At 59.4% G+C, this 22,794-nt stretch carries 24 protein-coding genes; 17 read left to right on the plus strand and 7 right to left on the minus strand.

Going from position 1 to position 22,794, the window contains the following annotated elements:
* Positions 1-22 precede the first annotated feature (22 nt).
* From HU754_RS06560 to HU754_RS06570, 3 genes are all read right to left on the minus strand, one after another.
* The gene (locus tag HU754_RS06560; RefSeq protein WP_116254598.1) at positions 23-754 is read right to left on the minus strand and encodes a GntR family transcriptional regulator; all 732 of its coding nucleotides are present in this window, start codon (positions 752-754) and stop codon (positions 23-25) included.
* A gap of 287 nt (positions 755-1,041) precedes the next feature.
* On the minus strand, positions 1,042-1,557 hold the full coding sequence (locus HU754_RS06565; RefSeq protein ID WP_007909004.1) for a L,D-transpeptidase family protein: 516 nt from the start codon (positions 1,555-1,557) through the stop codon (positions 1,042-1,044).
* A 113-nt stretch (positions 1,558-1,670) separates the two neighbouring features.
* Positions 1,671-2,222, minus strand: coding sequence for an NUDIX hydrolase (locus HU754_RS06570; RefSeq protein WP_007909002.1), 552 nt, complete (start codon positions 2,220-2,222; stop codon positions 1,671-1,673).
* A gap of 147 nt (positions 2,223-2,369) precedes the next feature.
* Between HU754_RS06570 and HU754_RS06575 the strand changes: the two genes are divergently transcribed.
* The 5 genes from HU754_RS06575 to purT all read left to right on the plus strand — a co-directional run bounded on the left by HU754_RS06575 (position 2,370) and on the right by purT (position 5,832).
* Complete coding sequence (locus HU754_RS06575; protein ID WP_099758082.1) at positions 2,370-2,969, plus strand: CoA pyrophosphatase; 600 nt, start codon at positions 2,370-2,372, stop codon at positions 2,967-2,969.
* A 62-nt stretch (positions 2,970-3,031) separates the two neighbouring features.
* Positions 3,032-3,556, plus strand: coding sequence for a gamma carbonic anhydrase family protein (locus tag HU754_RS06580; protein WP_186621926.1), 525 nt, complete (start codon positions 3,032-3,034; stop codon positions 3,554-3,556).
* Positions 3,553-3,762: a DUF1289 domain-containing protein gene (locus tag HU754_RS06585; RefSeq protein ID WP_093436849.1), complete on the plus strand. Its 210-nt coding sequence runs from the start codon at positions 3,553-3,555 to the stop codon at positions 3,760-3,762. Before HU754_RS06580 ends, HU754_RS06585 begins: the two co-directional genes overlap by 4 nt.
* Positions 3,763-4,082: 320 nt before the next feature.
* A complete protein-coding gene (locus HU754_RS06590) occupies positions 4,083-4,550 on the plus strand; it encodes a VUT family protein (protein WP_016986366.1) in 468 nt (155 codons plus the stop codon).
* A 100-nt stretch (positions 4,551-4,650) separates the two neighbouring features.
* Positions 4,651-5,832: a formate-dependent phosphoribosylglycinamide formyltransferase gene (gene purT, locus HU754_RS06595; protein ID WP_003221968.1), complete on the plus strand. Its 1,182-nt coding sequence runs from the start codon at positions 4,651-4,653 to the stop codon at positions 5,830-5,832.
* Between the two features lie 120 nt (positions 5,833-5,952).
* Here the strand turns inward: purT and HU754_RS06600 are convergent, their stop codons facing one another.
* From HU754_RS06600 to HU754_RS06610, 3 genes are all read right to left on the minus strand, one after another.
* Positions 5,953-7,269 carry an MFS transporter gene (locus HU754_RS06600; RefSeq protein ID WP_186621928.1) on the minus strand — a complete coding sequence of 439 codons (1,317 nt, stop codon included), beginning with the start codon at positions 7,267-7,269 and terminating at the stop codon, positions 5,953-5,955.
* Between the two features lie 256 nt (positions 7,270-7,525).
* Positions 7,526-8,767, minus strand: coding sequence for a transporter associated domain-containing protein (locus HU754_RS06605; protein WP_186621935.1), 1,242 nt, complete (start codon positions 8,765-8,767; stop codon positions 7,526-7,528).
* Positions 8,768-8,779: 12 nt separating this feature from the next.
* A complete protein-coding gene (locus tag HU754_RS06610) occupies positions 8,780-9,592 on the minus strand; it encodes a cytochrome C assembly family protein (protein WP_186621949.1) in 813 nt (270 codons plus the stop codon).
* Between the two features lie 210 nt (positions 9,593-9,802).
* On the opposite strand from HU754_RS06610, the gene ffh reads away from it, so the two are divergent.
* The 6 genes from ffh to HU754_RS06640 all read left to right on the plus strand — a co-directional run bounded on the left by ffh (position 9,803) and on the right by HU754_RS06640 (position 13,940).
* Positions 9,803-11,179 carry a signal recognition particle protein gene (gene ffh, locus HU754_RS06615; protein ID WP_093436823.1) on the plus strand — a complete coding sequence of 459 codons (1,377 nt, stop codon included), beginning with the start codon at positions 9,803-9,805 and terminating at the stop codon, positions 11,177-11,179.
* 311 nt (positions 11,180-11,490) lie between these two features.
* A complete protein-coding gene (rpsP, locus tag HU754_RS06620) occupies positions 11,491-11,742 on the plus strand; it encodes a 30S ribosomal protein S16 (protein ID WP_016986371.1) in 252 nt (83 codons plus the stop codon).
* Positions 11,743-11,747: 5 nt separating this feature from the next.
* Positions 11,748-12,284 (plus strand): ribosome maturation factor RimM, encoded by a 537-nt coding sequence (gene rimM, locus HU754_RS06625; protein WP_093436819.1) that lies wholly within the window; start codon positions 11,748-11,750, stop codon positions 12,282-12,284.
* Positions 12,285-12,286: 2 nt separating this feature from the next.
* Positions 12,287-13,039: a tRNA (guanosine(37)-N1)-methyltransferase TrmD gene (trmD, locus tag HU754_RS06630; protein WP_008081628.1), complete on the plus strand. Its 753-nt coding sequence runs from the start codon at positions 12,287-12,289 to the stop codon at positions 13,037-13,039.
* A 45-nt stretch (positions 13,040-13,084) separates the two neighbouring features.
* On the plus strand, positions 13,085-13,435 hold the full coding sequence (gene rplS, locus HU754_RS06635; RefSeq protein WP_003175895.1) for a 50S ribosomal protein L19: 351 nt from the start codon (positions 13,085-13,087) through the stop codon (positions 13,433-13,435).
* Between the two features lie 91 nt (positions 13,436-13,526).
* Entirely contained in the window at positions 13,527-13,940 is a 414-nt protein-coding gene (locus HU754_RS06640) for an acyl-CoA thioesterase (RefSeq protein ID WP_093436815.1), read from the plus strand.
* 118 nt (positions 13,941-14,058) lie between these two features.
* Here HU754_RS06640 and HU754_RS06645 read toward each other — a convergent pair whose 3' ends face one another.
* Positions 14,059-15,867 (minus strand): cation:proton antiporter, encoded by a 1,809-nt coding sequence (locus HU754_RS06645; RefSeq protein ID WP_186621951.1) that lies wholly within the window; start codon positions 15,865-15,867, stop codon positions 14,059-14,061.
* A gap of 107 nt (positions 15,868-15,974) precedes the next feature.
* On the opposite strand from HU754_RS06645, the gene xerD reads away from it, so the two are divergent.
* From xerD to HU754_RS06675, 6 genes are all read left to right on the plus strand, one after another.
* The gene (gene xerD / locus HU754_RS06650) at positions 15,975-16,871 is read left to right on the plus strand and encodes a site-specific tyrosine recombinase XerD (RefSeq protein WP_186621958.1); all 897 of its coding nucleotides are present in this window, start codon (positions 15,975-15,977) and stop codon (positions 16,869-16,871) included.
* A 254-nt stretch (positions 16,872-17,125) separates the two neighbouring features.
* Positions 17,126-17,857, plus strand: a complete 732-nt coding sequence (gene dsbC / locus HU754_RS06655) for a bifunctional protein-disulfide isomerase/oxidoreductase DsbC (RefSeq protein ID WP_007908974.1) — start codon at positions 17,126-17,128, stop codon at positions 17,855-17,857.
* A 130-nt stretch (positions 17,858-17,987) separates the two neighbouring features.
* The gene (locus HU754_RS06660) at positions 17,988-19,292 is read left to right on the plus strand and encodes a homoserine dehydrogenase (protein WP_186621965.1); all 1,305 of its coding nucleotides are present in this window, start codon (positions 17,988-17,990) and stop codon (positions 19,290-19,292) included.
* Positions 19,293-19,358: 66 nt separating this feature from the next.
* Entirely contained in the window at positions 19,359-20,768 is a 1,410-nt protein-coding gene (thrC, locus tag HU754_RS06665) for a threonine synthase (RefSeq protein ID WP_186621967.1), read from the plus strand.
* Positions 20,769-20,888: 120 nt separating this feature from the next.
* Positions 20,889-22,262, plus strand: a complete 1,374-nt coding sequence (locus HU754_RS06670) for a transporter substrate-binding domain-containing protein (protein WP_093436791.1) — start codon at positions 20,889-20,891, stop codon at positions 22,260-22,262.
* Between the two features lie 117 nt (positions 22,263-22,379).
* The gene (locus tag HU754_RS06675; protein ID WP_099758086.1) at positions 22,380-22,787 is read left to right on the plus strand and encodes a response regulator; all 408 of its coding nucleotides are present in this window, start codon (positions 22,380-22,382) and stop codon (positions 22,785-22,787) included.
* The last annotated feature ends 7 nt before the right edge of the window (positions 22,788-22,794 follow it).

Here is a 22,794-nt window from a genome sequence, read left to right on the forward strand (position 1 = left end):
CTGCGCTTATCGACGCAGCTCTTTATCTACGAAGCTCTGCAACAAAGTCGTAGTAGTCGTTGCGGCAATAGGTGTCGGTGACTTCGATCGGGGTGTTGTCTTCGAGGTAGCCGACCCGGGTCATCAGCAACATCGCGGTGCCGGGGGCAATGCCGACCAGCGCGGCGAACTCGTCAGAGGCGTTGATCGCCTGGATGTGCTGCAGGGCGCGGACGATCGGCTTGCCGATGCCGTCGAGGTATTCGTAGAGCGAATCGCCGACCAGTTGCGGCTTGGGCATGATCGAGGCGGGCAGGGTGCTCATTTCGATGGCCATGACCGTGTCATCGGCTTTGCGCAGACGCTTCATGCGCGCGACTTTGTCGTTGGGCGATAGGCTGAGGCGGATCAGTTCTTCGTGGGTCGGTAGGGTGACTTCGCGTTCCAGCCATTGCGAACTGGGCACGAAGCCCTTGAGGCGCAGCATCTCGCTGAAACCCGAAAGGCGCGACAGCGGTTGTTCGAGGCGAGGGGTGATGAAAGTGCCGGAACCTTGCAGGCGACGAATCAGGCCTTGATCGAGCAGAACTTCCAGCGCCTTGCGTGCCGTCACCCGGGAGATTCCCAGTTGCTCGCTGAGGTTGCGCTCCGAAGGCATCGCCTGTTCGGACTTCCACTGCCCGGCATGAATCGCTGCTTCCAGATTGCGCGCTAGCTGCAGGTACAGCGGCGTCGGCTGGGAGTCGTCCGGGCGTAGGGTATGGAGGTCGTTCATGTAGGGCATTTCCGTCGCGAGTATAGGATTGTTGTGGCTCGCTTGTGGGGCGGAAATTAATACCACTTGAATACCATGTCAACGCGCGAAAATAGGCTTTGGCCCAATGGAATGGCGGGTTTTAGGGGGTGTGGTTTCAAGTGGTATTAGTGTTGACCTATAAAAAGCAAAAGATCGCAGCCTGCGGCAGCGCCTACAGTTGAGAGTGGTATCACCTCTGTAGGCGCTGCCGGAGGCTGCGATCTTTTTGATTTATTTTTTAATGCCGACCAATGGTCGTGAGGAAGTTAAGGGCGAATTTCAACCATCGTGCCGTCCGGCACCAGGTTCCATACTTCGCGCATATCAACGTTGCGCATGGCGACGCAGCCGTCAGTCCAGTCGAGGGTGTGGAACAGGTCTTCCGGGGTCTCTTCCGAATCCGGCGTGCCGTGGATCATGATCATCCCGCCGGGCTCGACGCCTTCACGCCGGGCGCGGGCCGAATCGCTGATGTTCGGATAGGAAATGTGCATCGACAGATTGAATTTGTCGCTGGTCTTGCGCCAGTCGATCCAATAGAAACCTTCTGGCGTGCGCTTGTCGCCCTCTATCAGCTTCGGGCCTTTCTTCGCGCCTTTGCCCAAGGAAATGCGATAGGTCTTCAACGGCTTGCCGTCGGCGATCAACTGCAGTTGATGAGCCGCTTTGAGCACCAGAACTTTCTCGATGAGCGGGGTATTCGACGGCGTCACGGTGGTCACGAATGACGCTTGGGAGACGGTAACGAACGACAGGCAAAACAGGGCAAGCAACCAGCGCATTGAAACGATTCCCCAGGGAGTGACGCGGATAACCAACATTTTATATGTATGTGTACAGGTAGGAGCTGCCGAAGGCTGCGATCTTTTTGTCGGCCATCACGCCAATGTCTTGATTAAATAATGACCGGCTGCGCCAACGGAGGAATCGATTCCGACCGAACCGGATACGCCTCGATACGCCGATCAGCGAAGAAGCATTCTAAGGTACGCCCCACCGTGCGGAAAGCCAGCTCGTCCCAGGGAATGTCGGCTTCGTCGAATAGTTGTACTTCGAGGCTCTCGGGGCCGGCGGCAAAGTCCAGGTCGACCAGTTCGGCGCGGAAGAACACATGCACCTGACTGATGTGCGGTACGTCGATCAGCGTGTAGATACTCAGGTTGCGTACCCGGGCGCAGGCTTCTTCGGCGGTTTCGCGTACGGCGGCCTGCTCGATGGTCTCGCCGTTCTCCATGAAGCCGGCGGGCAAGGTCCAGTAGCCGAGACGCGGCTCGATGGCGCGGCGGCAGAGCAACACTTTCGTGCCCCAGGTCGGCACGCAACCGGCGACGATATTGGGGTTTTGATAGTGAATGGTCTGACAGCTGTCACAGACAAATCGCAGCCGCGAATCGCCTTCGGGAATGCGCTGGGTGACCGGGTTACCGCAGTGGCTGCAAAATTTCATGCTGGGCTTCCTGAATGCTGCGCCTATCTTGGCGTGCAGCGGTGCCGGTCGGCAAGTTGTCGTTTCGCGACACGGCGGGTTTCGGGGGCTTGGGCGCTTGCAACGATTGGTGCATGATGCAGAGTAAGGCACAGATCGAGAACACTCATGCTGGACGAGCTACTGCATAGGGTTAGCAACCACACACCGCGCACGCTGGAGACTGACACCCGTTTCCCCGAGGCCGCCGTTCTGGTGCCGATCACCCGCAGTGACGAGCCGGAACTGGTACTGACCCTGCGCGCCAGCGGGCTCTCGACCCACGGCGGCGAAGTCGCGTTCCCCGGTGGCCGTCGCGACCCGGAAGACCCCGACCTGATCTTCACCGCGCTACGCGAAGCTGAAGAAGAGATCGGCCTGCCCCCCGGCCTGGTTGAAATCATCGGCCCGCTCAGTCCGCTGATCTCCCTGCACGGCATCAAGGTCACGCCGTATGTCGGCGTCATCCCTGATTTTGTCGAGTATCTGGCCAACGATGCCGAGATTGCTGCGGTGTTCACTGTGCCGCTGGAATTCTTCCGCAAAGACCCCCGTGAACACACGCACCGCATCGACTATCAGGGTCGCAGCTGGTACGTGCCGAGCTACCGCTTTGGCGAGTACAAGATCTGGGGGCTGACGGCGATCATGATCGTCGAGTTGATCAATCTGCTCTATGACGCCAAGATCAGCCTGCACCAACCGCCGAAAAGCTTTCTTGATATTTGAACGCATCAATACCTGAGCCATCGGCAGAATGGCCATTCACCGTGAGCCCTGAGGAAAACAAGATGAAATACCGCTTGGGCGACGCCCGTGTCGAGACCCATCCACAAAGCTGGGTCGCCCCCAATGCCGTACTGGTGGGCAAGGTCAAACTCGAAGAGGGCGCCAACGTCTGGTTCAACGCCGTGCTGCGCGGCGACAACGAACTGATCCTGATCGGCAAGAACAGCAACGTCCAGGACGGCACGGTGATGCACACCGACATGGGCTTTCCGCTGACCATCGGTACCGGCGTGACCATCGGCCACAACGCCATGCTCCACGGCTGCACCGTCGGCGATTACAGCCTGATCGGCATCAACGCGGTGATTCTCAACGGCGCGAAGATCGGCAAGAACTGCATCATTGGCGCCAACTCGCTGATTGGTGAAGGCAAAGAAATTCCGGATGGTTCGCTGGTGATGGGCTCGCCGGGCAAAGTCGTGCGCGAGCTGACCGAGCCGCAGAAGAAGATGCTCGAAGCCAGCGCCGCCCACTATGTGCATAACGCCCAGCGTTATGCCCGCGATCTGGTTGAGCAGGAAGAATGAACACAGCCGAAAGACCGGTCGCCTCGCCATGCGTGAATATTTGTGCGCTGGATGAGGATGACATTTGTACTGGCTGCCAGCGTACGGTCGCGGAGATCACCCGCTGGGGCCGTATGACCAACGACGAGCGCCGCGTGGTGCTTGGGTTGTGTCATGAGCGGGCGAAGGCGAGTGGGTTGGTGTGGATGATCCCTTCGAAATCGTGATCGGCTTGGGGGTGCCCTCACCCTAACCCTCTCCCAGAAGGAGAGGGTTAGGGTGAGGTGTCTTTCGCTATACGCCGCCCTGAACGATTGAGTCGAGCTCAAGTTTGAAAAGCCCCCGATCTGCTCCCTTTCCCCTCGCCTGAAGGAACGGGATTGTTCGAGCTGCACCGAACTGCGTTATCGAGTCGAACTCGGGAGTCGATTCAACGAAGATCTGCTCCCTTTCCCCCTCGCCCCCTTGGGGGAGAGGGCTGGGGGGAGGGGGTAGCTCTTGATCTGCCGGTCCAGTAATCTGTGCGCCAATCTGACAGGTCACCTCCATGATTTTCCTCATCGCCTACATCAGCAGCGTTGTGCTGATCAACTTCGCCTTCTCCACCGCGCCACACCTGGACATCATCTGGTCGGCCTGGGGCGGCTTGGTGTTCGTGTTGCGCGACATGGTGCAAACCCGCTTCGGTCACGGCGCGATCGTGGCGATGCTGGCGGCGCTGGTGCTGTCTTACGTCACCTCCGATCCTTCCATTGCCCTGGCCAGTGCCACGGCGTTCGCGGTCTCCGAGTGCATCGACTGGCTGGTGTTCAGCATCACCAAACGGCCGCTGCGCGACCGCTTGTGGATCAGTTCGGCGCTGAGTATTCCGCTCGATACCTTCATCTTCTTCGGCATGATCGACCTGTTGACGCCGCCGGTGATCATCACCGCTCTGGCTTCGAAATTCGCCGGCGTCACTGCCGTTTGGCTGATCATGGCCTGGCGCGAGCGTAAACAGGCCGTCGCCGGCTGAAGCCAAAGCCTCAGGTTCATGTAAAATGCCGCGCTTTCTCCCCATGGAAAGCGCGTCTGGCGTTGCTTTCCTCGATGATCCGCTTCTTTGAGGACCTGAGATGACCCGTATCGGAACTCCATTGTCGCCAACCGCGACCCGCGTATTGCTGTGTGGCTGTGGTGAGTTGGGCAAGGAAGTGGTGATCGAGCTGCAACGCCTGGGCGTTGAAGTGATTGCCGTCGATCGCTACGCCAATGCGCCAGCCATGCAGGTTGCCCATCGCAGTCACGTGATCAATATGCTCGACGGCGCTGCCCTGCGTGCCGTGATCGAAGCCGAGAAACCGCACTTCATCGTGCCGGAAATCGAAGCGATCGCCACCGCCACACTGGTCGAACTGGAAGCCGAAGGCTTCACCGTGATCCCGACCGCGCGCGCTGCGCAACTGACCATGAACCGCGAAGGCATCCGTCGTCTGGCTGCTGAAGAGCTGGATCTGCCGACCTCGCCGTACCACTTTGCCGACACCTTCGAGGACTACAGCAAAGCCGTTCAGGACCTGGGCTTCCCATGCGTCGTCAAACCAGTCATGAGTTCGTCGGGCAAAGGCCAGAGCCTGCTGCGTAGCGCTGATGACGTGCAGAAGGCATGGGATTACGCGCAAGAGGGCGGTCGCGCCGGCAAAGGCCGGGTGATCATCGAAGGTTTCATCGATTTCGATTACGAGATCACCCTGCTGACCGTGCGCCACATCGGCGGCACCACGTTCTGCGCGCCGGTCGGTCACCGTCAGGAGAAGGGCGACTATCAGGAATCCTGGCAGCCGCAAGCCATGAGTCCGATTGCCCTGGCTGAATCCGAGCGCGTTGCCAAAGCGGTAACTGAGGCGCTGGGTGGCCGTGGTCTGTTCGGCGTTGAGCTGTTCATCAAGGGTGATCAGGTGTGGTTCAGCGAAGTTTCGCCGCGTCCGCATGACACCGGCCTGGTGACCTTGATTTCGCAGGATCTGTCGCAGTTCGCGCTGCACGCTCGGGCAATTCTGGGCCTGCCGGTGCCGCTGATCCGTCAGTTCGGGCCGTCGGCTTCGGCGGTGATTCTGGTGGAAGGGCAGTCGACGCAGACCGCATTCGCCAACCTCGGCGCGGCGTTGAGCGAGCCGGATACGGCGTTGCGTCTGTTTGGTAAGCCGGAAGTGAATGGCCAGCGCCGCATGGGCGTGGCGCTGGCGCGGGATGAGTCGATCGAAGCCGCTCGTGCCAAGGCGACCCGTGCTGCTCAGGCTGTTGTGGTCGAGCTCTAAACCGAGTTGCGACATTCGCGAGCAGGCTCGCTCCCACATGGGATTGGGTGAACACAGAATCTGTGACCAACCCCAAAAAACTGTGGGAGCGAGCCTGCTCGCGAAGCTTTTGATCTTCTGTCAGGCAACCTGATTCAGGTCGTTATTGCGGGTTTCCTTCAAACACAACACCGCAATCAAACTCAGCACCGCCGCCCCCGACACATACCCGCCGACATAACTCAAACCGCCCATCGCCACCAGTTTCTGCGCAAAGAACGGCGCCGCCGAGGCCCCGACAATGCCGCCCAGGTTATACGCCGCCGAAGCACCGGTATAACGCACGTGAGTCGGAAACAGCTCCGGCAACAGCGCGCCCATCGGTGCGAATGTCACGCCCATCAAGAACAGCTCGATGCACAGAAACAGCGCCACGCCCCAGGTCGAACCCTGAGTCAGCAACGGCTCCATCAGGAACCCGGAAAGAATCGCCAGCACGCCACCGATGATCAGCACCGGTTTGCGCCCGTAACGGTCGCTGGCCCAGGCTGACAAAGGTGTCGCGGCAGCCATGAACAGCACGGCAAAACACAGCAGCCCGAGGAAGGTTTCGCGGCTATAGCCAAGTGTGGAAACCCCGTAACTCAGGGAGAACACCGTCGAGATATAGAACAGCGCATAACAGACCACCATCGCCGCCGCGCCCAGCAATGTCGGCGCCCAGTACTGACTGAACAGCTCGACCAGCGGTATTTTCACCCGCTCCTGGCGAGCGATGGCGTTGGCGAACACCGGTGTTTCATGCAGTTTCAATCGCACATACAGACCGACCATCACCAGCGCTGCGCTGAGCAGAAACGGAATCCGCCAGCCCCAACTGCGGAACTGCTCGTCAGTGAGAGTCATGGCCAGGGTCAGGAACAGCCCGTTTGCTGCGAGAAAACCAATCGAAGGCCCGAGCTGCGGGAACATGCCGAACCACGCACGTTTGCCCTTCGGCGCGTTTTCCGTGGCGAGCAGGGCGGCACCGCCCCATTCGCCACCCAATCCCAACCCTTGGCCGAAACGCAGCACGCACAGCAGAATCGGCGCCCATGCGCCGATGGTGGCGTAGCCCGGCAGTACGCCAATCAGTGTCGTACACACGCCCATCAACAGCAGCGAGGCCACCAGCGTCGACTTGCGCCCGATACGGTCACCGAAGTGGCCGAACAGCGCCGAACCCAGCGGTCGAGCGAGGAAGGCAATGCCGAAGGTCAGGAACGCCGACAGCATCTGCGCGGTGCCAGAGGTCTGTGGAAAGAACACCGGCCCGATCACCAAAGCGGCGGCGGTGGCGTAAACATAGAAGTCGTAGAACTCGATGGCCGTGCCGATAAAACTTGCCGTGGCCACGCGGGTGGCGGAGTTGGTCGGCTGGGCAGGCGCGGTGGCGCTGTAAGCGGTACTGGTCGTCATGCGGTGATCCCTGACAGTCATGAGCTCCATTGGAGCGAATTATTATGGTCGAGCACCCAGGGATGTGGGATGAGGCGCGGTCGCTGTTTCAGGTAGGAACAGTCGCCGGAGTACAACAGAAATGGCCGAAACCTGTTGGGTGCGGGGTAAGCACAAGGTTTGGCGGGGGCTTGGATAAGCGTTTCGATTATAGGAAGGAGGCTAACAATCAAACAAGAGCAAAAGATCGTCCGAACGCGGCCCGATCTTTTGATTTTTATCGGGCAGGCACCAAAGCAGGCACAGAAGAGGTATGCCAAATCAGCACTTTGCTAACCCGGTTCTCTTCAGTCTCAAGAATCTCCAGCCGATAACGCCCGATCTTCAAGCAAACGGCACTTTCCGGAATCGTCTCCAATGCTTCAGTCACCAGCCCATTCAGCGTTTTCGGCCCATCGCTCGGCAAATGCCAACCCAGGCACTTGTTCAACTCGCGGATCGACGCGGCACCGTCAATGACCATGCGGCCATCGCCCTGCGGATGAATATGCGGATTATCCAGACTGTGCTCACTTTCAAACTCGCCGACGATTTCTTCGAGAATGTCTTCCAGCGTGACGATGCCGAGCACTTCGCCGTACTCATCCACGACCATGCCGAGGCGCCGCTGCTGCTTGTGGAAGTTCAGCAGTTGCAGTTGCAGCGGCGTGCTTTCCGGCACGAAGTACGGTTCGTAACTGGCGGCCAGCAGCGCTTCGCGCGTCAGATCACCGTTGTTCAGCAGGTGCCGGATCTGCCGGGTGTTGAGCACCGCTTCAACCTGATTGATGTCGCTATGGAACACCGGCAGGCGTGTTCGCTTGTTATGCCGCAGTTGTTCGATGATTTCTTCGATCGAGTCATCGAGGTTGATGCCGTCGACGTCACTGCGCGGCACCAGGATGTCGTTGACCGTGATGTTGTCCAACGCATGAATGCCTGAGACCGGGTGCGCGCGCAATGGATGCTCTGGATCGTCGTAGCGATCGACGGGAGAGTCATCTTCGCTTTGCTGCACCACCTGAACCTTGCGCGCAAACGGACTCATCAGCAAACCGCTGATACGGCTGAACAACCAGGCAAGCGGATAGACAATCTTCAGTGGCACGGTCAGCAAGGTATTGCCAAACGCCAGCACCGCATCGGGGTAGCGCTGGGCAACCGTACGCGGGAAGTAATCGGCAAACACCAGCAGGATGGCGCCGGCACCGAGGCACGCAGCCCATGGGCCGTTTTCTTCGCAGAGGAAAATCGCCAGCAGTGTCGCGATGACGACCGCGAGAGCGCGGCACAGGGTATTGCAGAGAATAAGGCTGTCGAGCGGGAAGCTCAGCTTCGCCAGCGGTTTGTCGCTGGCGCGCGAGGCGGTGCGTTGCGCAAGCAGGTGCTGCTGCGCGATTTCGACGGCGGTAAACAGCCCCGACCATAAAATCAGCAGGACAAATACCGCGAGCATCGGCCCTAGGGGCAAACCGTCCATTTATGCCGCCCGTCAGATGTGCAGGATGTATTCACGAACCAGTTTGCTGCCGAAATACGCCAACATCAGCAGGCAGAAACCGGCGAGGGTCCAGCGAATCGCCTTGTGACCGCGCCAGCCGAGGCGATTGCGGCCCCACAACAACACGCTGAAGACGATCCAGGCCAGGCACGCCAGCAGGGTCTTGTGCACCAGATGCTGGGCGAACAGGTTCTCGACGAACAGCCAGCCGGAAATCAGCGACAGCGACAGCAGTGTCCAGCCGGCCCAGAGGAAGCCGAACAGCAGGCTTTCCATGGTTTGCAGCGGCGGGAAATTCTTGATCAGCCCGGACGGGTGCTTGTGTTTGAGCTGGTGGTCTTGCACCAGCAGCAGCAAGGCCTGGAACACCGCGATGGTGAACATGCCGTAGGCGAGGATCGACAACAGAATGTGCGCGAGGATGCCTGGCTCTTCGTCGATGATCTGCACGGTGCCGGCCGGCGCGAACTGCGCCAGCATCACGGTGATCGCGCCCAGCGGAAATAGCAGCACCAGCAGGTTTTCCACCGGGATTCGCGAGCAGGCAATCAGTGTCAGCGCGATCACTGCCGCGGCAATCAGACTCGAGGCGCTGAAGAAGTCCAGGCCCAGACCGATCGGGGTCAGTAGGTGCGTGAGCAGGCTGGCAGCGTGGGCCACCACGGCGAGAGCGCCGAGGCTAACCAGCAGGCGTTTGTTCGCCTTGGCACCAGTGGCCAGACGAGTGCTCTGATAAAGGGTCGCAGCGGCATATAGAAGGGCGGCGGCGAGAGTGGTCAATAAACTGGGTGACAAGGGGAGCATAAATCCTGTTAGGCAGGCCCGAAAGGGGCTGAGTTTGGCATAGAACCGCCATGGCACGAAAGACTCAGGAAGCTGACAGCGAGGTGTCCGCCAGCCGCAGTCTTCGCTATAATCCGCGACCTGCCCACGCCGCAGGCTCGCCGAGCACATGTTGATTCCGGTCTGGGCCGCCATTATCCCGGTCTACACAGGGCCTGAAAGGATCGCGCAATGTTTGAAAACTTAACCGACCGTCTCTCGCAGACGCTGCGCCATGTCACCGGCAAAGCGAAGCTGACCGAGGACAACATCAAAGACACCCTGCGTGAAGTGCGCATGGCGTTGCTCGAAGCCGACGTCGCCCTGCCGGTGGTCAAGGACTTCGTCAATTCGGTCAAGGAGCGCGCTGTCGGCACCGAGGTGTCGCGCAGCCTGACGCCGGGCCAGGCGTTCGTGAAGATCGTCCAGGCCGAACTCGAAAGCCTGATGGGTGCGGCCAACGAAGATTTGAATCTGAGCGCTGTGCCGCCCGCCGTGATTCTGATGGCCGGTTTGCAAGGTGCGGGTAAAACCACCACCGCTGGCAAACTGGCGCGCTTCCTTAAAGAGCGCAAGAAGAAGTCGGTCATGGTCGTGTCGGCGGACGTCTACCGTCCTGCGGCGATCAAGCAGCTGGAAACCCTGGCCAGCGACATCGGTGTGACGTTCTTCCCGTCCGACCTGAGCCAGAAGCCGGTCGACATCGCCACCGCAGCTATTAAAGAAGCAAAACTGAAATTCATCGACGTGGTCATCGTCGATACCGCCGGTCGTCTGCACATCGACGAAGAGATGATGGGTGAGATCAAGGCGTTGCACGCCGCGATCAACCCGGTCGAAACCCTGTTCGTGGTTGACGCCATGACCGGTCAGGATGCGGCCAACACGGCCAAGGCCTTCGGTGATGCACTGCCGCTGACCGGTGTGATCCTGACCAAGGTCGACGGCGACGCCCGTGGCGGTGCCGCCCTCTCTGTGCGCGCCATCACCGGCAAGCCGATCAAGTTCATCGGTATGGGCGAGAAGAGCGAAGCGCTCGATCCGTTCCACCCTGAGCGTATCGCCTCGCGGATTCTCGGCATGGGCGACGTGCTCAGCCTGATCGAACAGGCTGAAGCGACGCTCGACAAGGACAAGGCCGACAAACTGGCCAAGAAGCTGAAGAAGGGCAAGGGCTTCGACCTCGAAGACTTCCGCGATCAGCTGCAACAAATGAAGAACATGGGCGGCCTCGGCGGGCTCATGGACAAACTGCCGAGCATCGGCGGCGTCAACCTGTCGCAAATGGGCAATGCCCAGAACGCCGCAGAGAAGCAGTTCAAGCAGATGGAAGCCATCATCAACTCCATGACCCCGGCCGAGCGCCGCGACCCTGAGCTGATCAGCGGTTCGCGCAAGCGTCGGATCGCCATGGGTTCCGGCACCCAGGTGCAGGACATCGGTCGCTTGATCAAGCAACACAAGCAGATGCAGAAGATGATGAAGAAATTCTCCGCCAAGGGCGGTATGGCGAAAATGATGCGCGGCATGGGCGGAATGTTGCCCGGCGGCGGCATGCCAAAAATGTAAGGTGTCCCGTCTCATCCATTTCACTCGCCAAAAGTGAGTGAAATGGGTGAGACGGGATACTGGAATCTCGCCGGTCGTCGCACCGGCGCAGGCCCCGCAAGGATGCGGGATCAACAGCAAACCCGCACTCGGCGGGAGCTGACTGGCCGTTTTCATCGACGGCTCTATATGCAGATCTGCACGGCATGCCATAGGCGCCGGAAAAAGTCATTTGCAAAAGTCCGGATATTCCTTAGAATATGCGGCCTTTCGGGCACCCATGCCCGCTGTGCATTTAGATTTGCAGCACCGACTACAGGAACGATGTTCACATGCTAACAATCCGTCTTGCCCTTGGCGGCTCCAAAAAGCGCCCGTTTTACCACCTGACCGTAACCGACTCGCGTAACCCGCGTGACGGCTCCCACAAAGAACAGGTTGGTTTCTTCAACCCTGTTGCACGTGGTCAGGAAACCCGTCTGTCCGTGAACCAAGAGCGCGTAGCCTACTGGCTGAGCGTTGGTGCACAACCTTCTGAGCGCGTTGCTCAGTTGTTGAAGGAATCTGCCAAGGCTGCGGCCTGAGCAATATGAACGCGACGCCTGCTGTTGCCGATGATTTGATCGTTATTGGCAAAATTTATTCTGTTCATGGCGTTCGCGGCGAAGTGAAGGTTTATTCCTTTACTGATCCGACTGAAAACCTGTTGCAGTACAAAACCTGGACGCTCAAGCGCGAAGGCAATGTGAAACAGGTCGAGCTGGTCAGTGGACGCGGGAACGACAAGTTTCTGGTCGCAAAGCTCAAGGGTCTTGATGATCGTGAAGAAGCTCGTCTTCTGGCCGGTTATGAGATCTGCGTGCCGCGCAATCTGTTCGCTGAATTGACCGAAGGCGAGTACTACTGGTACCAGCTGGAAGGTCTGAAGGTCATCGACACCCTTGGGCAATTGCTCGGGAAAATCGATCATCTTCTGGAAACCGGCGCCAATGATGTAATGGTCGTCAAGCCTTGCGCTGGCAGCCTGGATGATCGCGAACGCCTGTTGCCCTATACGGAGCAATGCGTGTTGGCTGTCGACCTGGCCGCGGGCGAGATGAAGGTGGATTGGGACGCGGACTTCTAAACGTGGCTAATTTGCGCGTAGAAGTGATCAGTTTGTTTCCCGAGATGTTTTCCGCCATCGGCGACTACGGCATCACCAGTCGTGCGGTCAAACAGGGGCTCTTGCAGCTGACCTGTTGGAATCCGCGAGATTACACGACGGATCGGCATCACACTGTGGACGATCGCCCGTTTGGCGGTGGTCCGGGCATGGTGATGAAGATCAAGCCCCTGGAAGATGCTCTGGTTCAGGCCAAGGCAGCAGCCGGGGAGGCGGCGAAGGTGATTTACCTGTCCCCCCAAGGCCGTCAACTGACTCAGTCGGCGGTACGCGAGCTGGCACAATCGGATGCATTGATCCTGATTGCCGGCCGCTATGAAGGCATTGACGAGCGCTTTATTGAGGCCCATGTCGATGAAGAGTGGTCGATTGGCGACTATGTACTGTCTGGCGGCGAGCTGCCGGCCATGGTCCTGATCGATGCGGTTACACGACTGCTGCCTGGAGCTTTAGGGCATGCGGATTCCGCTGAGGAAGATTCCTTTACGGATGGTCTGCTGGATTGCCCGCACTACACCCGACCTGAGGTGTATGCGGATCAGCGTGTTCCCGACGTGTTGCTGAGTGGCAATCACGCGCATATCCGGCGTTGGCGTTTACAGCAGTCCCTTGGTAGGACCTTTGAACGACGCGCCGATCTTCTGGAAAGCCGCTCGCTTTCTGGAGAAGAGAAGAAGCTGCTCGAGGAATACATCCGCGAGCGGGACGATAGTTAACAACGTATCGATGGTAGATCGAACGATTTACCTTAGGAGCACAGCATGACCAACAAAATCATCCTTGCACTCGAAGCAGAGCAGATGACCAAAGAAATCCCTACCTTCGCCCCAGGCGACACTATTGTCGTTCAGGTGAAAGTGAAGGAAGGCGATCGTTCCCGTCTGCAAGCGTTCGAAGGCGTTGTAATCGCCAAGCGTAACCGCGGCGTGAACAGTGCGTTCACCGTTCGTAAAATCTCCAACGGTGTTGGCGTAGAACGTACTTTCCAGACCTACTCCCCGCAGATCGACAGCATGGCTGTTAAACGTCGCGGTGACGTACGTAAAGCCAAGCTGTACTACCTGCGCGACCTGTCGGGTAAAGCAGCTCGCATCAAGGAAAAACTGGCTTAAGCCCAGCTTCCGATGCAGAAAAAAGCAGCCTACGGGCTGCTTTTTTGTTGCCTGCAATTTATTCACCGTACTTTCGTTTCAGGCCAGAACCATGACTCCCCGCGACCAGGAAATCCAGCGCCGTACCGAACTCTCGGTAACTCGCGTAACCAAAGCCGTCTTCCCGCCGACCACCAACCACCACAACACCCTGTTCGGCGGCACAGCGCTGGCATGGATGGACGAAGTGTCGTTCATCACCGCCACGCGTTTCTGCCGCTTGCCGCTGGTGACCGTGTCGACTGACCGTATCGACTTCAACCACGCGATCCCGGCCGGTTCCATCGTCGAGCTGGTCGGGAAGGTGATCAAGGTCGGCAATACCAGCCTCAAGGTCGAGGTGGAAGTGTTTGTCGAGAGCATGAGCTGTGATGGCCGCGAGAAGGCGATTCATGGGCAGTTCAGTTTTGTTGCTATTGATGATGACAAGCGGCCGGTGCCGGTGCTGCCGGGTTTTGCGGCTTGATCTGATACCGAGTCGCGCCATTCGCGAGCAGGCTCGCTCCCACAGGTTTTGTGCCGGACACAAATTTTGTGTTCACGCCGATCACTGTGGGAGCGAGTTTGCTCGCGAAGGCGTCAGCTCAGGCGCCGCTGGCCTCAGGCTGAATCAACGCCAGCAGCGTCCACCCGGATCCTGGTTTCAAAGCAGTCTCCGGCGTCACCACATGCACCCACCCGCTGTCATCGCGCATAAACAGCAAGGTCGCACGATTACCATGCAGCGCGCGGTAATCCTCCCAGCCAAAACCATCCGTCAGCGTCGTGCTGTATAACTCCGCACCCTGGCCCATCTGGCTGGCGAGTTTCGCGTAAGTAAACGCCTCGCTGCCCAACTGATTGCCACGATGTTCAAGGCTGGCGCGGTGCTTGTCACTGCGGCGGCTTTCATGGCCGCTGGCCAGACCGAACAGGCGCTGATGGCCGAAATCATGCCGAAAGCGCATCGCCGCCAGGGTATTGAGTTCACCTGACGGCGACAGCGCCAGCAAATGCCCCAGTCCGACCAGATCCAGATGCGCATCGGCATGTTGCGAGGCCGGATTGCCGAAGTAAGTCGGTAATCCTTCCATGCGCGCCGCACGAATATTTTCCCAGCTCGAATCGGTCAGCAGCACGCGACTGCCGAGTTGCTGCAGCGACTTGCCCAGCTCCCGCGCCGGGCCGTTGGCACCGACGATCAGGAAGCCACTCGGCGCCGGCTCCGCGACCTTGAGCAGTCGGGCCAGTGGTCGGGCCGTCGCACTTTGCAGGACAACGGTACCGATGATCACCGCAAACGTCAGCGGCACCAGCAGCAATGCTCCCTCGTGCCCGGCCTCATGCAGGCGAATCGCGAAAATCGCCGACACCGCCGCTGCAACGATCCCGCGCGGCGCAATCCAGCACAGCAACGCGCGCTCACGCCAACTCAGGCTGGAACCGGCCGTGCTGAGCAGCACGTTCAGCGGTCGAGCGATCAGTTGAATCACCAACAGCAGAATCAGCACCAGCGGCCCCAGTCCGATCAGCGCGTACAAATCCAGGCGCGCCGCCAACAGGATGAACAGCCCGGAAATCAGCAGCACACTGAGGTTTTCCTTGAAGTGCAGGATGTGCCGTACATCCACACCTTTCATGTTCGCCAGCCACATGCCCATCAGCGTTACCGCCAGCAGGCCGGATTCATGCATCACTTCGTTGGCGGCAATGAAAATCCCCAGCACCGCCGCCAGCGAGGCGAGGTTATGCAGATACTCCGGCAGCCATTGCCGGCGGATCACGGTGCCGAGCAGCCAGCCACCGACAATGCCGAACAACGCGCCGCAGAGAATCACCCCGCCAAAGGTGAACAGACTCTGCTTGAGGCCGTGCCCTTCGGCGCTGGCAATGATGAAGCTGTAAACCACCACGGCGAGGAGGGCGCCGATCGGGTCGATAACGATGCCCTCCCAGCGCAAAATGTTGGCGATCGAGGCTTTCGGCCGCACCACGCGCAGCATCGGCACGATGACGGTCGGGCCGGTGACCAGTGTCAGGCTGCCGAACAGGATGGCCAGCATCCAGTCGAAGCCGAGCAGAAAATGCGTGGCGACCGCGATGACGATCCAGGTCGAGATCGCGCCAATGGTCACCAGTCGATGGACGACGCTGCCGATCTCCTTCCACTCCGACAGGTGCAGGGTCAAGCTGCCCTCGAACAGAATCAGCGCGACCGCCAGCGACACCAGCGGCATCAGCAGCGGCCCGAACATCTCCTGTGGATCGAGCCAGCCCAGCACCGGGCCGACCAGAATCCCCGTCAACAACAGAAACAGAATCGCCGGCAACTTCAGGCGCCAGGCCAGCCATTGGCAACCCAGCGCGGCCGCGCCGATCCCGCCAAATGCCAAGAGAATTTGCTGCTCGTTCATTGATGCTCCCTGTTCCTTGAATTAGCGGGCTATGAAAGACTAGCGCCCATTCCTACAGTTCACTCTACATTTGCGCACAGTCTTGAGGCTGTGTGACTTGAGCGCCCATGCCTGCCATCGACCATCCACTGATTGATCAATTCCTCGACGCTTTATGGCTGGAGAAAGGCCTGTCCGATAACACCCGCGGCGCCTATCGCAGTGATCTGGCGCTGTTCAATGGCTGGTTGCAGGAGAAAAACCTGGAACTGATCAATGCCGGCCGTGAGCTGATCCTTGATCACTTGGCCTGGCGTCTGGAGCAGAACTACAAACCGCGCTCCACTGCCAGATTTCTTTCCGGGGTGCGTGGCTTTTATCGCTATTTGCTGCGGGAAAAGATGATCAGCGTCGACCCGACATTGCGCGTCTACATGCCGCAACTCGGTAGGCCTCTGCCCAAATCGCTGTCGGAAGCCGACGTCGAGGCGTTGCTCAAAGCGCCGGACCTGAGCGAAGCCATCGGTCAGCGAGACCGCGCCATGCTCGAAGTGTTGTATGCCTGTGGTTTGCGCGTGACAGAACTGGTCAGCCTGACGCTGGAACAGGTCAATCTGCGTCAAGGTGTGTTGCGGGTGATGGGCAAGGGCAGCAAGGAACGGCTGGTGCCCATGGGCGAAGAGGCGATTGTCTGGGTCGAGCGCTATATGCGTGATGGTCGTAGCGAATTGCTCGGTGGCCGCCCCAGCGATGTGCTGTTTCCCAGTCAGCGTGGCGAGCAGATGACCCGTCAGACCTTCTGGCACCGGATCAAGCATCAGGCCAAGGTTGCCGGGATCGGCAAGTCGCTGTCGCCGCACACCTTGCGCCATGCGTTTGCCACGCACTTGCTCAACCATGGCGCGGATTTGCGCGTGGTGCAGATGTTGCTCGGCCACAGCGACCTCTCTACTACACAGATCTACACCCATGTCGCCCGCGCTCGATTGCAGGATCTGCACGCCAAACACCACCCGCGCGGCTGAACAAAAAGTCCTGTGGGAGCGAGCTGCTCGCGAAGAGGGAGTGTCAGTCAGCGTTCATTTAGCTGACACACCGCTTTCGCGAGCAGGCTCGCTCCCACAAGGATCTGTGCAGTCCTGAAAGTGTGGCGACAGGCGCATTCGGCCACCGTGACCTTATGTGTTAGGCTTTGCCGGTTTGCACGATGGACGGTTATGACCCGGTGTTACGGCACGGGCGTTCTGATCGTTCCATTTGTCCGCCTTCAGGAGTTCTCATGCGTCTGACCCAGATTTTCGCCGCCGCAGCCATTGCGTTGGTCAGTACCTTTGCCGTCGCCGATGACGCGGCCGACAAAGCCATTCGTCAAAGCCTGGAAAAACTCGAACTCGAGGTTCCGGTCGAAAGCATCAGCGCCAGCCCGTTGCCGGGCATGTACGAAGTCAAGCTCAAGGGCAGCCGCGTGCTCTACGCCAGCGCCGATGGCCAGTACATCGTTCAGGGTTACCTGTTCCAGCTCAAGGACGGCAAACCGGTCAACCTGACCGAGAAGACCGAACGCCTGGGCATCTCCAAACTGATCAATGCCATCCCGGTTGCCGAAACCGTGGTCTACCCGGCTGTGGGCGAAACCAAGTCGCACATCACCGTGTTCACCGACACCACCTGCCCGTACTGCCACAAGCTGCACGCCGAAGTGCCTGAGCTGAACAAGCGCGGCATCGAAGTGCGTTACGTCGCGTTCCCGCGCCAGGGTCTGAACTCGCCGGGTGACGAGCAACTGCAAGCCGTGTGGTGCTCGAAAGACAAGAAAGCCGCCATGGACAAAATGGTCGATGGCAAGGAGATCAAGGCCGCCAAGTGTGATAACCCGGTTTCCAAGCAGTTCGCCCTAGGTCAGTCGATCGGCGTGAACGGCACACCGGCCATCGTTTTGGCTGACGGACAAGTGATTCCGGGCTACCAGCCTGCGCCACAAGTCGCCAAACTGGCGCTGGGCGCGAAGTGATTCGCATCGTCACGGTCAGCCGTGACGATCATGGTCCGGCAGCTGCATCGCCGGGCCATCAATAGAGAGCCGCGAGCACGCGGTTGTTTTCCGGCCGACCCCGCGTCGGCCGTTTTATGGGGAGTTCACAGTGAATCCGGTCAAAGTAGGCATCTGTGGGTTAGGGACCGTCGGTGGCGGTACCTTCAACGTACTTCAGCGCAACGCCGAGGAAATTGCTCGTCGTGCCGGGCGTGGGATCGAAGTGGCACAAATTGCCATGCGCACGCCAAAGCCTCAGTTCCAGACGACCGGTATTGCGATTACCAACGATGTCTTCGAAGTGGCCACGAACCCTGAGATCGACATCGTCATAGAGCTGATGGGCGGCTACACCGTCGCCCGCGAGCTGGTACTCAAGGCCATCGAGAATGGCAAGCATGTGGTCACCGCGAACAAGGCTCTGATTGCCGTTCACGGTAATGAAATTTTCGCCAAGGCTCGCGAGAAAGGCGTAATCGTCGCATTCGAAGCGGCCGTGGCCGGTGGCATTCCGGTGATCAAGGCGATCCGTGAAGGCTTGTCCGCCAACCGCATCAACTGGGTGGCCGGGATCATCAACGGCACCGGTAACTTCATCCTCACCGAAATGCGCGAGAAGGGCCGTACCTTCGAAGACGTGCTGGCCGAAGCCCAGGCACTGGGTTACGCCGAAGTTGATCCGACCTTCGACGTTGAAGGCATCGACGCCGCGCACAAACTGACGATTCTGGCCTCCATCGCGTTCGGCATTCCGCTGCAATTCGACAAGGCTTACACCGAAGGCATCACCAAGCTGACCACCGCCGACGTCAACTACGCCGAAGCGCTGGGCTACCGCATCAAGCACCTTGGCGTGGCGCGCAGCACTGCCGCCGGCATCGAGTTGCGCGTGCACCCGACGCTGATCCCGGCCGATCGCCTGATCGCTAACGTCAACGGCGTGATGAACGCGGTGATGGTCAACGGTGATGCGGCTGGTTCGACGCTGTTCTACGGCGCTGGCGCCGGCATGGAGCCAACCGCCTCGTCGGTAATTGCCGACCTGATCGACGTGGTTCGCGCCATGACTTCCGACCCGGAAAACCGCGTGCCGCACCTGGCTTTCCAGCCGGATTCGCTGTCGGCCCATCCGATCCTGCCGATCGAAGCCTGCGAAAGCGCCTACTACCTGCGCATCCAGGCCAAGGACCATCCGGGTGTACTGGCTCAGGTGGCGAGCATCCTCTCGGAGCGCGGCATCAACATCGAGTCGATCATGCAGAAGGAAGTTGAAGAGCACGACGGTCTGGTGCCGATGATCCTGCTGACCCACCGCGTGGTCGAGCAACGTATCAACGATGCGATCGCCGCCCTCGAAGCCCTGGCCGGCGTGAATGGTCCGGTTGTCCGGATCCGCGTCGAGCACCTGAACTAAGTCGTTGTCCTGCACTCGTCCCGTGCACGGGGCGGGTGTCGTGAACACTCTCCATTGGAGTCAGTCATGCGTTACATCAGTACCCGCGGCCAGGCACCGGCCCTGAATTTCGAAGACGTCCTGCTGGCCGGTCTCGCCACCGACGGCGGTCTGTACGTTCCGGAAAACCTGCCACGTTTCACTCAGGAAGAAATCGCTTCGTGGGCCGGCCTGCCGTATCACGAGCTGGCCTTCCGGGTGATGCGTCCGTTCGTTACCGGCAGCATTCCGGATGCCGATTTCAAAAAGATCCTTGAAGAAACCTACGGTGTGTTCGCCCACAGCGCCGTGGCACCGCTGCGTCAGCTGAACGGCAACGAATGGGTGCTGGAGTTGTTCCACGGCCCGACTTTGGCGTTCAAGGACTTCGCTCTGCAACTGCTCGGTCGTCTGCTCGACTACGTGCTGGAAAAACGCGGTGAGCGCGTGGTCATCGTCGGCGCCACCTCGGGTGACACCGGCTCGGCGGCCATCGAAGGCTGCAAGCACTGCGAAAACGTCGACATCTTCATTCTGCACCCGCACAACCGTGTGTCCGAAGTGCAGCGTCGCCAGATGACCACGATTTTCGGCGAGAACATCCACAACATCGCCATCGAAGGCAACTTCGATGACTGCCAGGAAATGGTCAAGGCGAGCTTCGCCGACCAGAGCTTCCTCAAAGGCACGCGTCTGGTGGCGGTGAACTCGATCAACTGGGCGCGGATCATGGCCCAGATCGTCTACTACTTCCACGCGGCCCTGCAGTTGGGCGGTCCGGCGCGTTCGGTGTCGTTCTCGGTGCCGACCGGCAACTTTGGCGACATCTTCGCCGGTTACCTGGCGCGCAACATGGGCCTGCCGATCAACCAGTTGATCGTCGCCACCAACCGCAACGACATCCTGCACCGCTTCATGAGCGGCAATCAGTACGTCAAGGAAACCCTGCACGCCACGCTGTCGCCGTCGATGGACATCATGGTCTCGTCGAACTTCGAACGCCTGCTGTTCGACCTGCACGGTCGCAACGGCGCGGCCATCGCCGGTCTGATGGACACGTTCAAGCAGGGTGGTGGTTTCAGCGTCGAGCAAGAACGCTGGACCGAAGCCCGCAAGCTGTTCGACTCGCTGGCCGTGGACGACGCGCAAACCTGCGAAACCATCGCCGAAGTTTACGAGCAGACCGGTGAAGTGCTGGATCCGCATACCGCGATCGGCGTCAAGGCCGCGCGCGAATGCCGTCGTAGCCTCGATATCCCGATGGTGATTCTCGGCACCGCACATCCGGTGAAATTCCCGGATGCGGTAGAGAAAGCCGGTGTAGGAAAAGCGCTCGAGCTACCTGCACATCTTTCTGATTTGTTTGAGCGAAACGAGCGTTGCACCGTTTTGCCAAACGAGCTGAAAGCCGTGCAAGCCTTTGTCAGCCAGCATGGCAACCGCGGCAAGCCGCTTTAAGCCGGTAAAAGCTGTCACATTTTGAAGCCCGTCTCCTGACGGGCTTTTTTGTTTCTGCTGCCACACTGTGCGGGTTTTCACCCACGAAGGACGGGTGAGTCGATCACGAAGGAAGTGGCAATGCTGTTTTATAGAGGTTTGAAACCGGCACTGAGTGGGCTGTTCTTGTTCGGATTACTGGCTTTGATGCGCAGCAGCGAGGCGGCGCAACTGGCGCTGCATGACGATGCCGCGACTTCCAGGGTCCAGCCCATCGAACTGGCTGCGCACGAGCGTCAGTGGATTCGAGACAACCCCGAGGTGAAGGTGACGTCGTTGCAGTACCCGTTGTATCTGTTCCAGGATGAGCACGGGCAGTGGAGCGGCTTGAATAATGATGTACTCAAGCGCGTGACGGCGATGACCGGGTTACGGTTTGTGCATCAGGAGTCGTTTTCCACCGATCACATGCTCGAACGTCTGGAAAGCGGATCGGCGGATATCAGTACGACCCTGGCCATGAGCGAGGAGCGCAAGGCGTTTCTGGATTACAGCCATGCATTTGGTGGGGCGGGCTGGGTGTTTGTCGGCCGCGCTGACGCGCCCCGGCTGGAGGCTTTTGAGCAGTTGAGTCAACGGGTGTTGGTGCTGCCGGCCCGGCATGCGCTGGAAGACATGATCCGGCGTGACTTCCCGTCGATCGAGATTCGCTCGGTCAAGACCTACGCCGAGGCGCGGGCACTGGTCGAGAGCGGTGAAGCTTACGCCACCATCGAGAACGAAATCGGCGCGCAGCTTTATCCTTTGGGGTTGCTCAAGGTAGGCGGTCTGGTCGAAGGCAAATGGGAGGCGGATAACCTGGCCGTGCGCAAAGGCATGCCAGTGCTCTTGAGTATTCTCAACAAGGCCCTTGAGGCTTTTCCTGCGGCGGAATTACGGGCGATCCGCCTGAAATGGCTGGAGGGTGTTGCTCCGGTGCCCGTGCCGTCGGTCTGGCAGCAGATGCTCGAATGGGGTTGCTGGGGCATGGGCGGACTCGGCGTGTTTGGCCTGCTTTTCCTGATATGGAATCGGCGACTGACGGCCGTGATCAAACTGCGTCGCGCGGCCGAAAAGGATCTGGGCGATCAACTGGCGTTTCAGCACGCGTTGATCGACTCCATGCCCGACCCGGTGTTCGTCCGTGATCTGCAAGGGCGGCTGATCATGTGCAATCGCAGCTATGAGGAGGCCTTGTCGATTCGACTGGATCAGGTGCTGGGGAAGTTGCTGATCGAGGTTGACGCGCTGCCGCAGGCTACGGCGCTGATGCTGCACGACGAGTTCCTGGTGCAGTTGCGTACCCGCAAGTCGCGCTTCAGCAAGCGCCGATTGCAATTCAAGAGTGGTCCCCGCGAGGTCTATCAGTGGACAGTGCCGTTCTACAGCGCCGACGGCAAACTGCGTGGACTTTTGGGGGGCTGGACGGACATCACCCTGCGTCGTACAGAGAGCGGGTGTCGATGTCTGCAATGAAGATGGGAAATGTCCTATAAGACGCGACTACTTTTCCGATGGGAGGCTTAGGACGGCTGCCCTAGAGTGACAACAACTGCGGTGAGAGTCCGCGATTGTCGCCTCCAGAGGTCGCTTATGCGCTCGCTTAAAGTCCTGATACTTGAACCCAATCCGTTCCAGCTGATGGCATTGCATCAAATGCTCAATGCCATTGGCATCTATGACGTGCTGACGGCACCGTCGCTGGCCTCTGCGCTGTCGTCGCTGGGCCATCGCGGCGCGGTCGACATCGCCATTTGCGATCCGCAACTCAAGGGTGGCGATGGCCTGGCGCTGATTCATCATCTGGCGACACGGCATGAGGCGCGTGCGTTGATCCTGCTGGGGGCGGTCGCGCCAAGCCTGCTGAACGATCTAGAGCCTTTGCTGTGTGAACACCGCCTGCGGCTACTGGGGCGCCTGCAAACCCCGGTGTCGGCGGTGCTGATGCGCGGTTTGCTCGACAGTTACCTGAGCGCCGCTTCGCCAACTCTCCAGGTTTGACGGGGAC

The sequence above is a fragment of the Pseudomonas zeae genome, assembly GCF_014268485.2.
GTDB classification, from domain to species: domain Bacteria; phylum Pseudomonadota; class Gammaproteobacteria; order Pseudomonadales; family Pseudomonadaceae; genus Aquipseudomonas; species Aquipseudomonas neuropathica.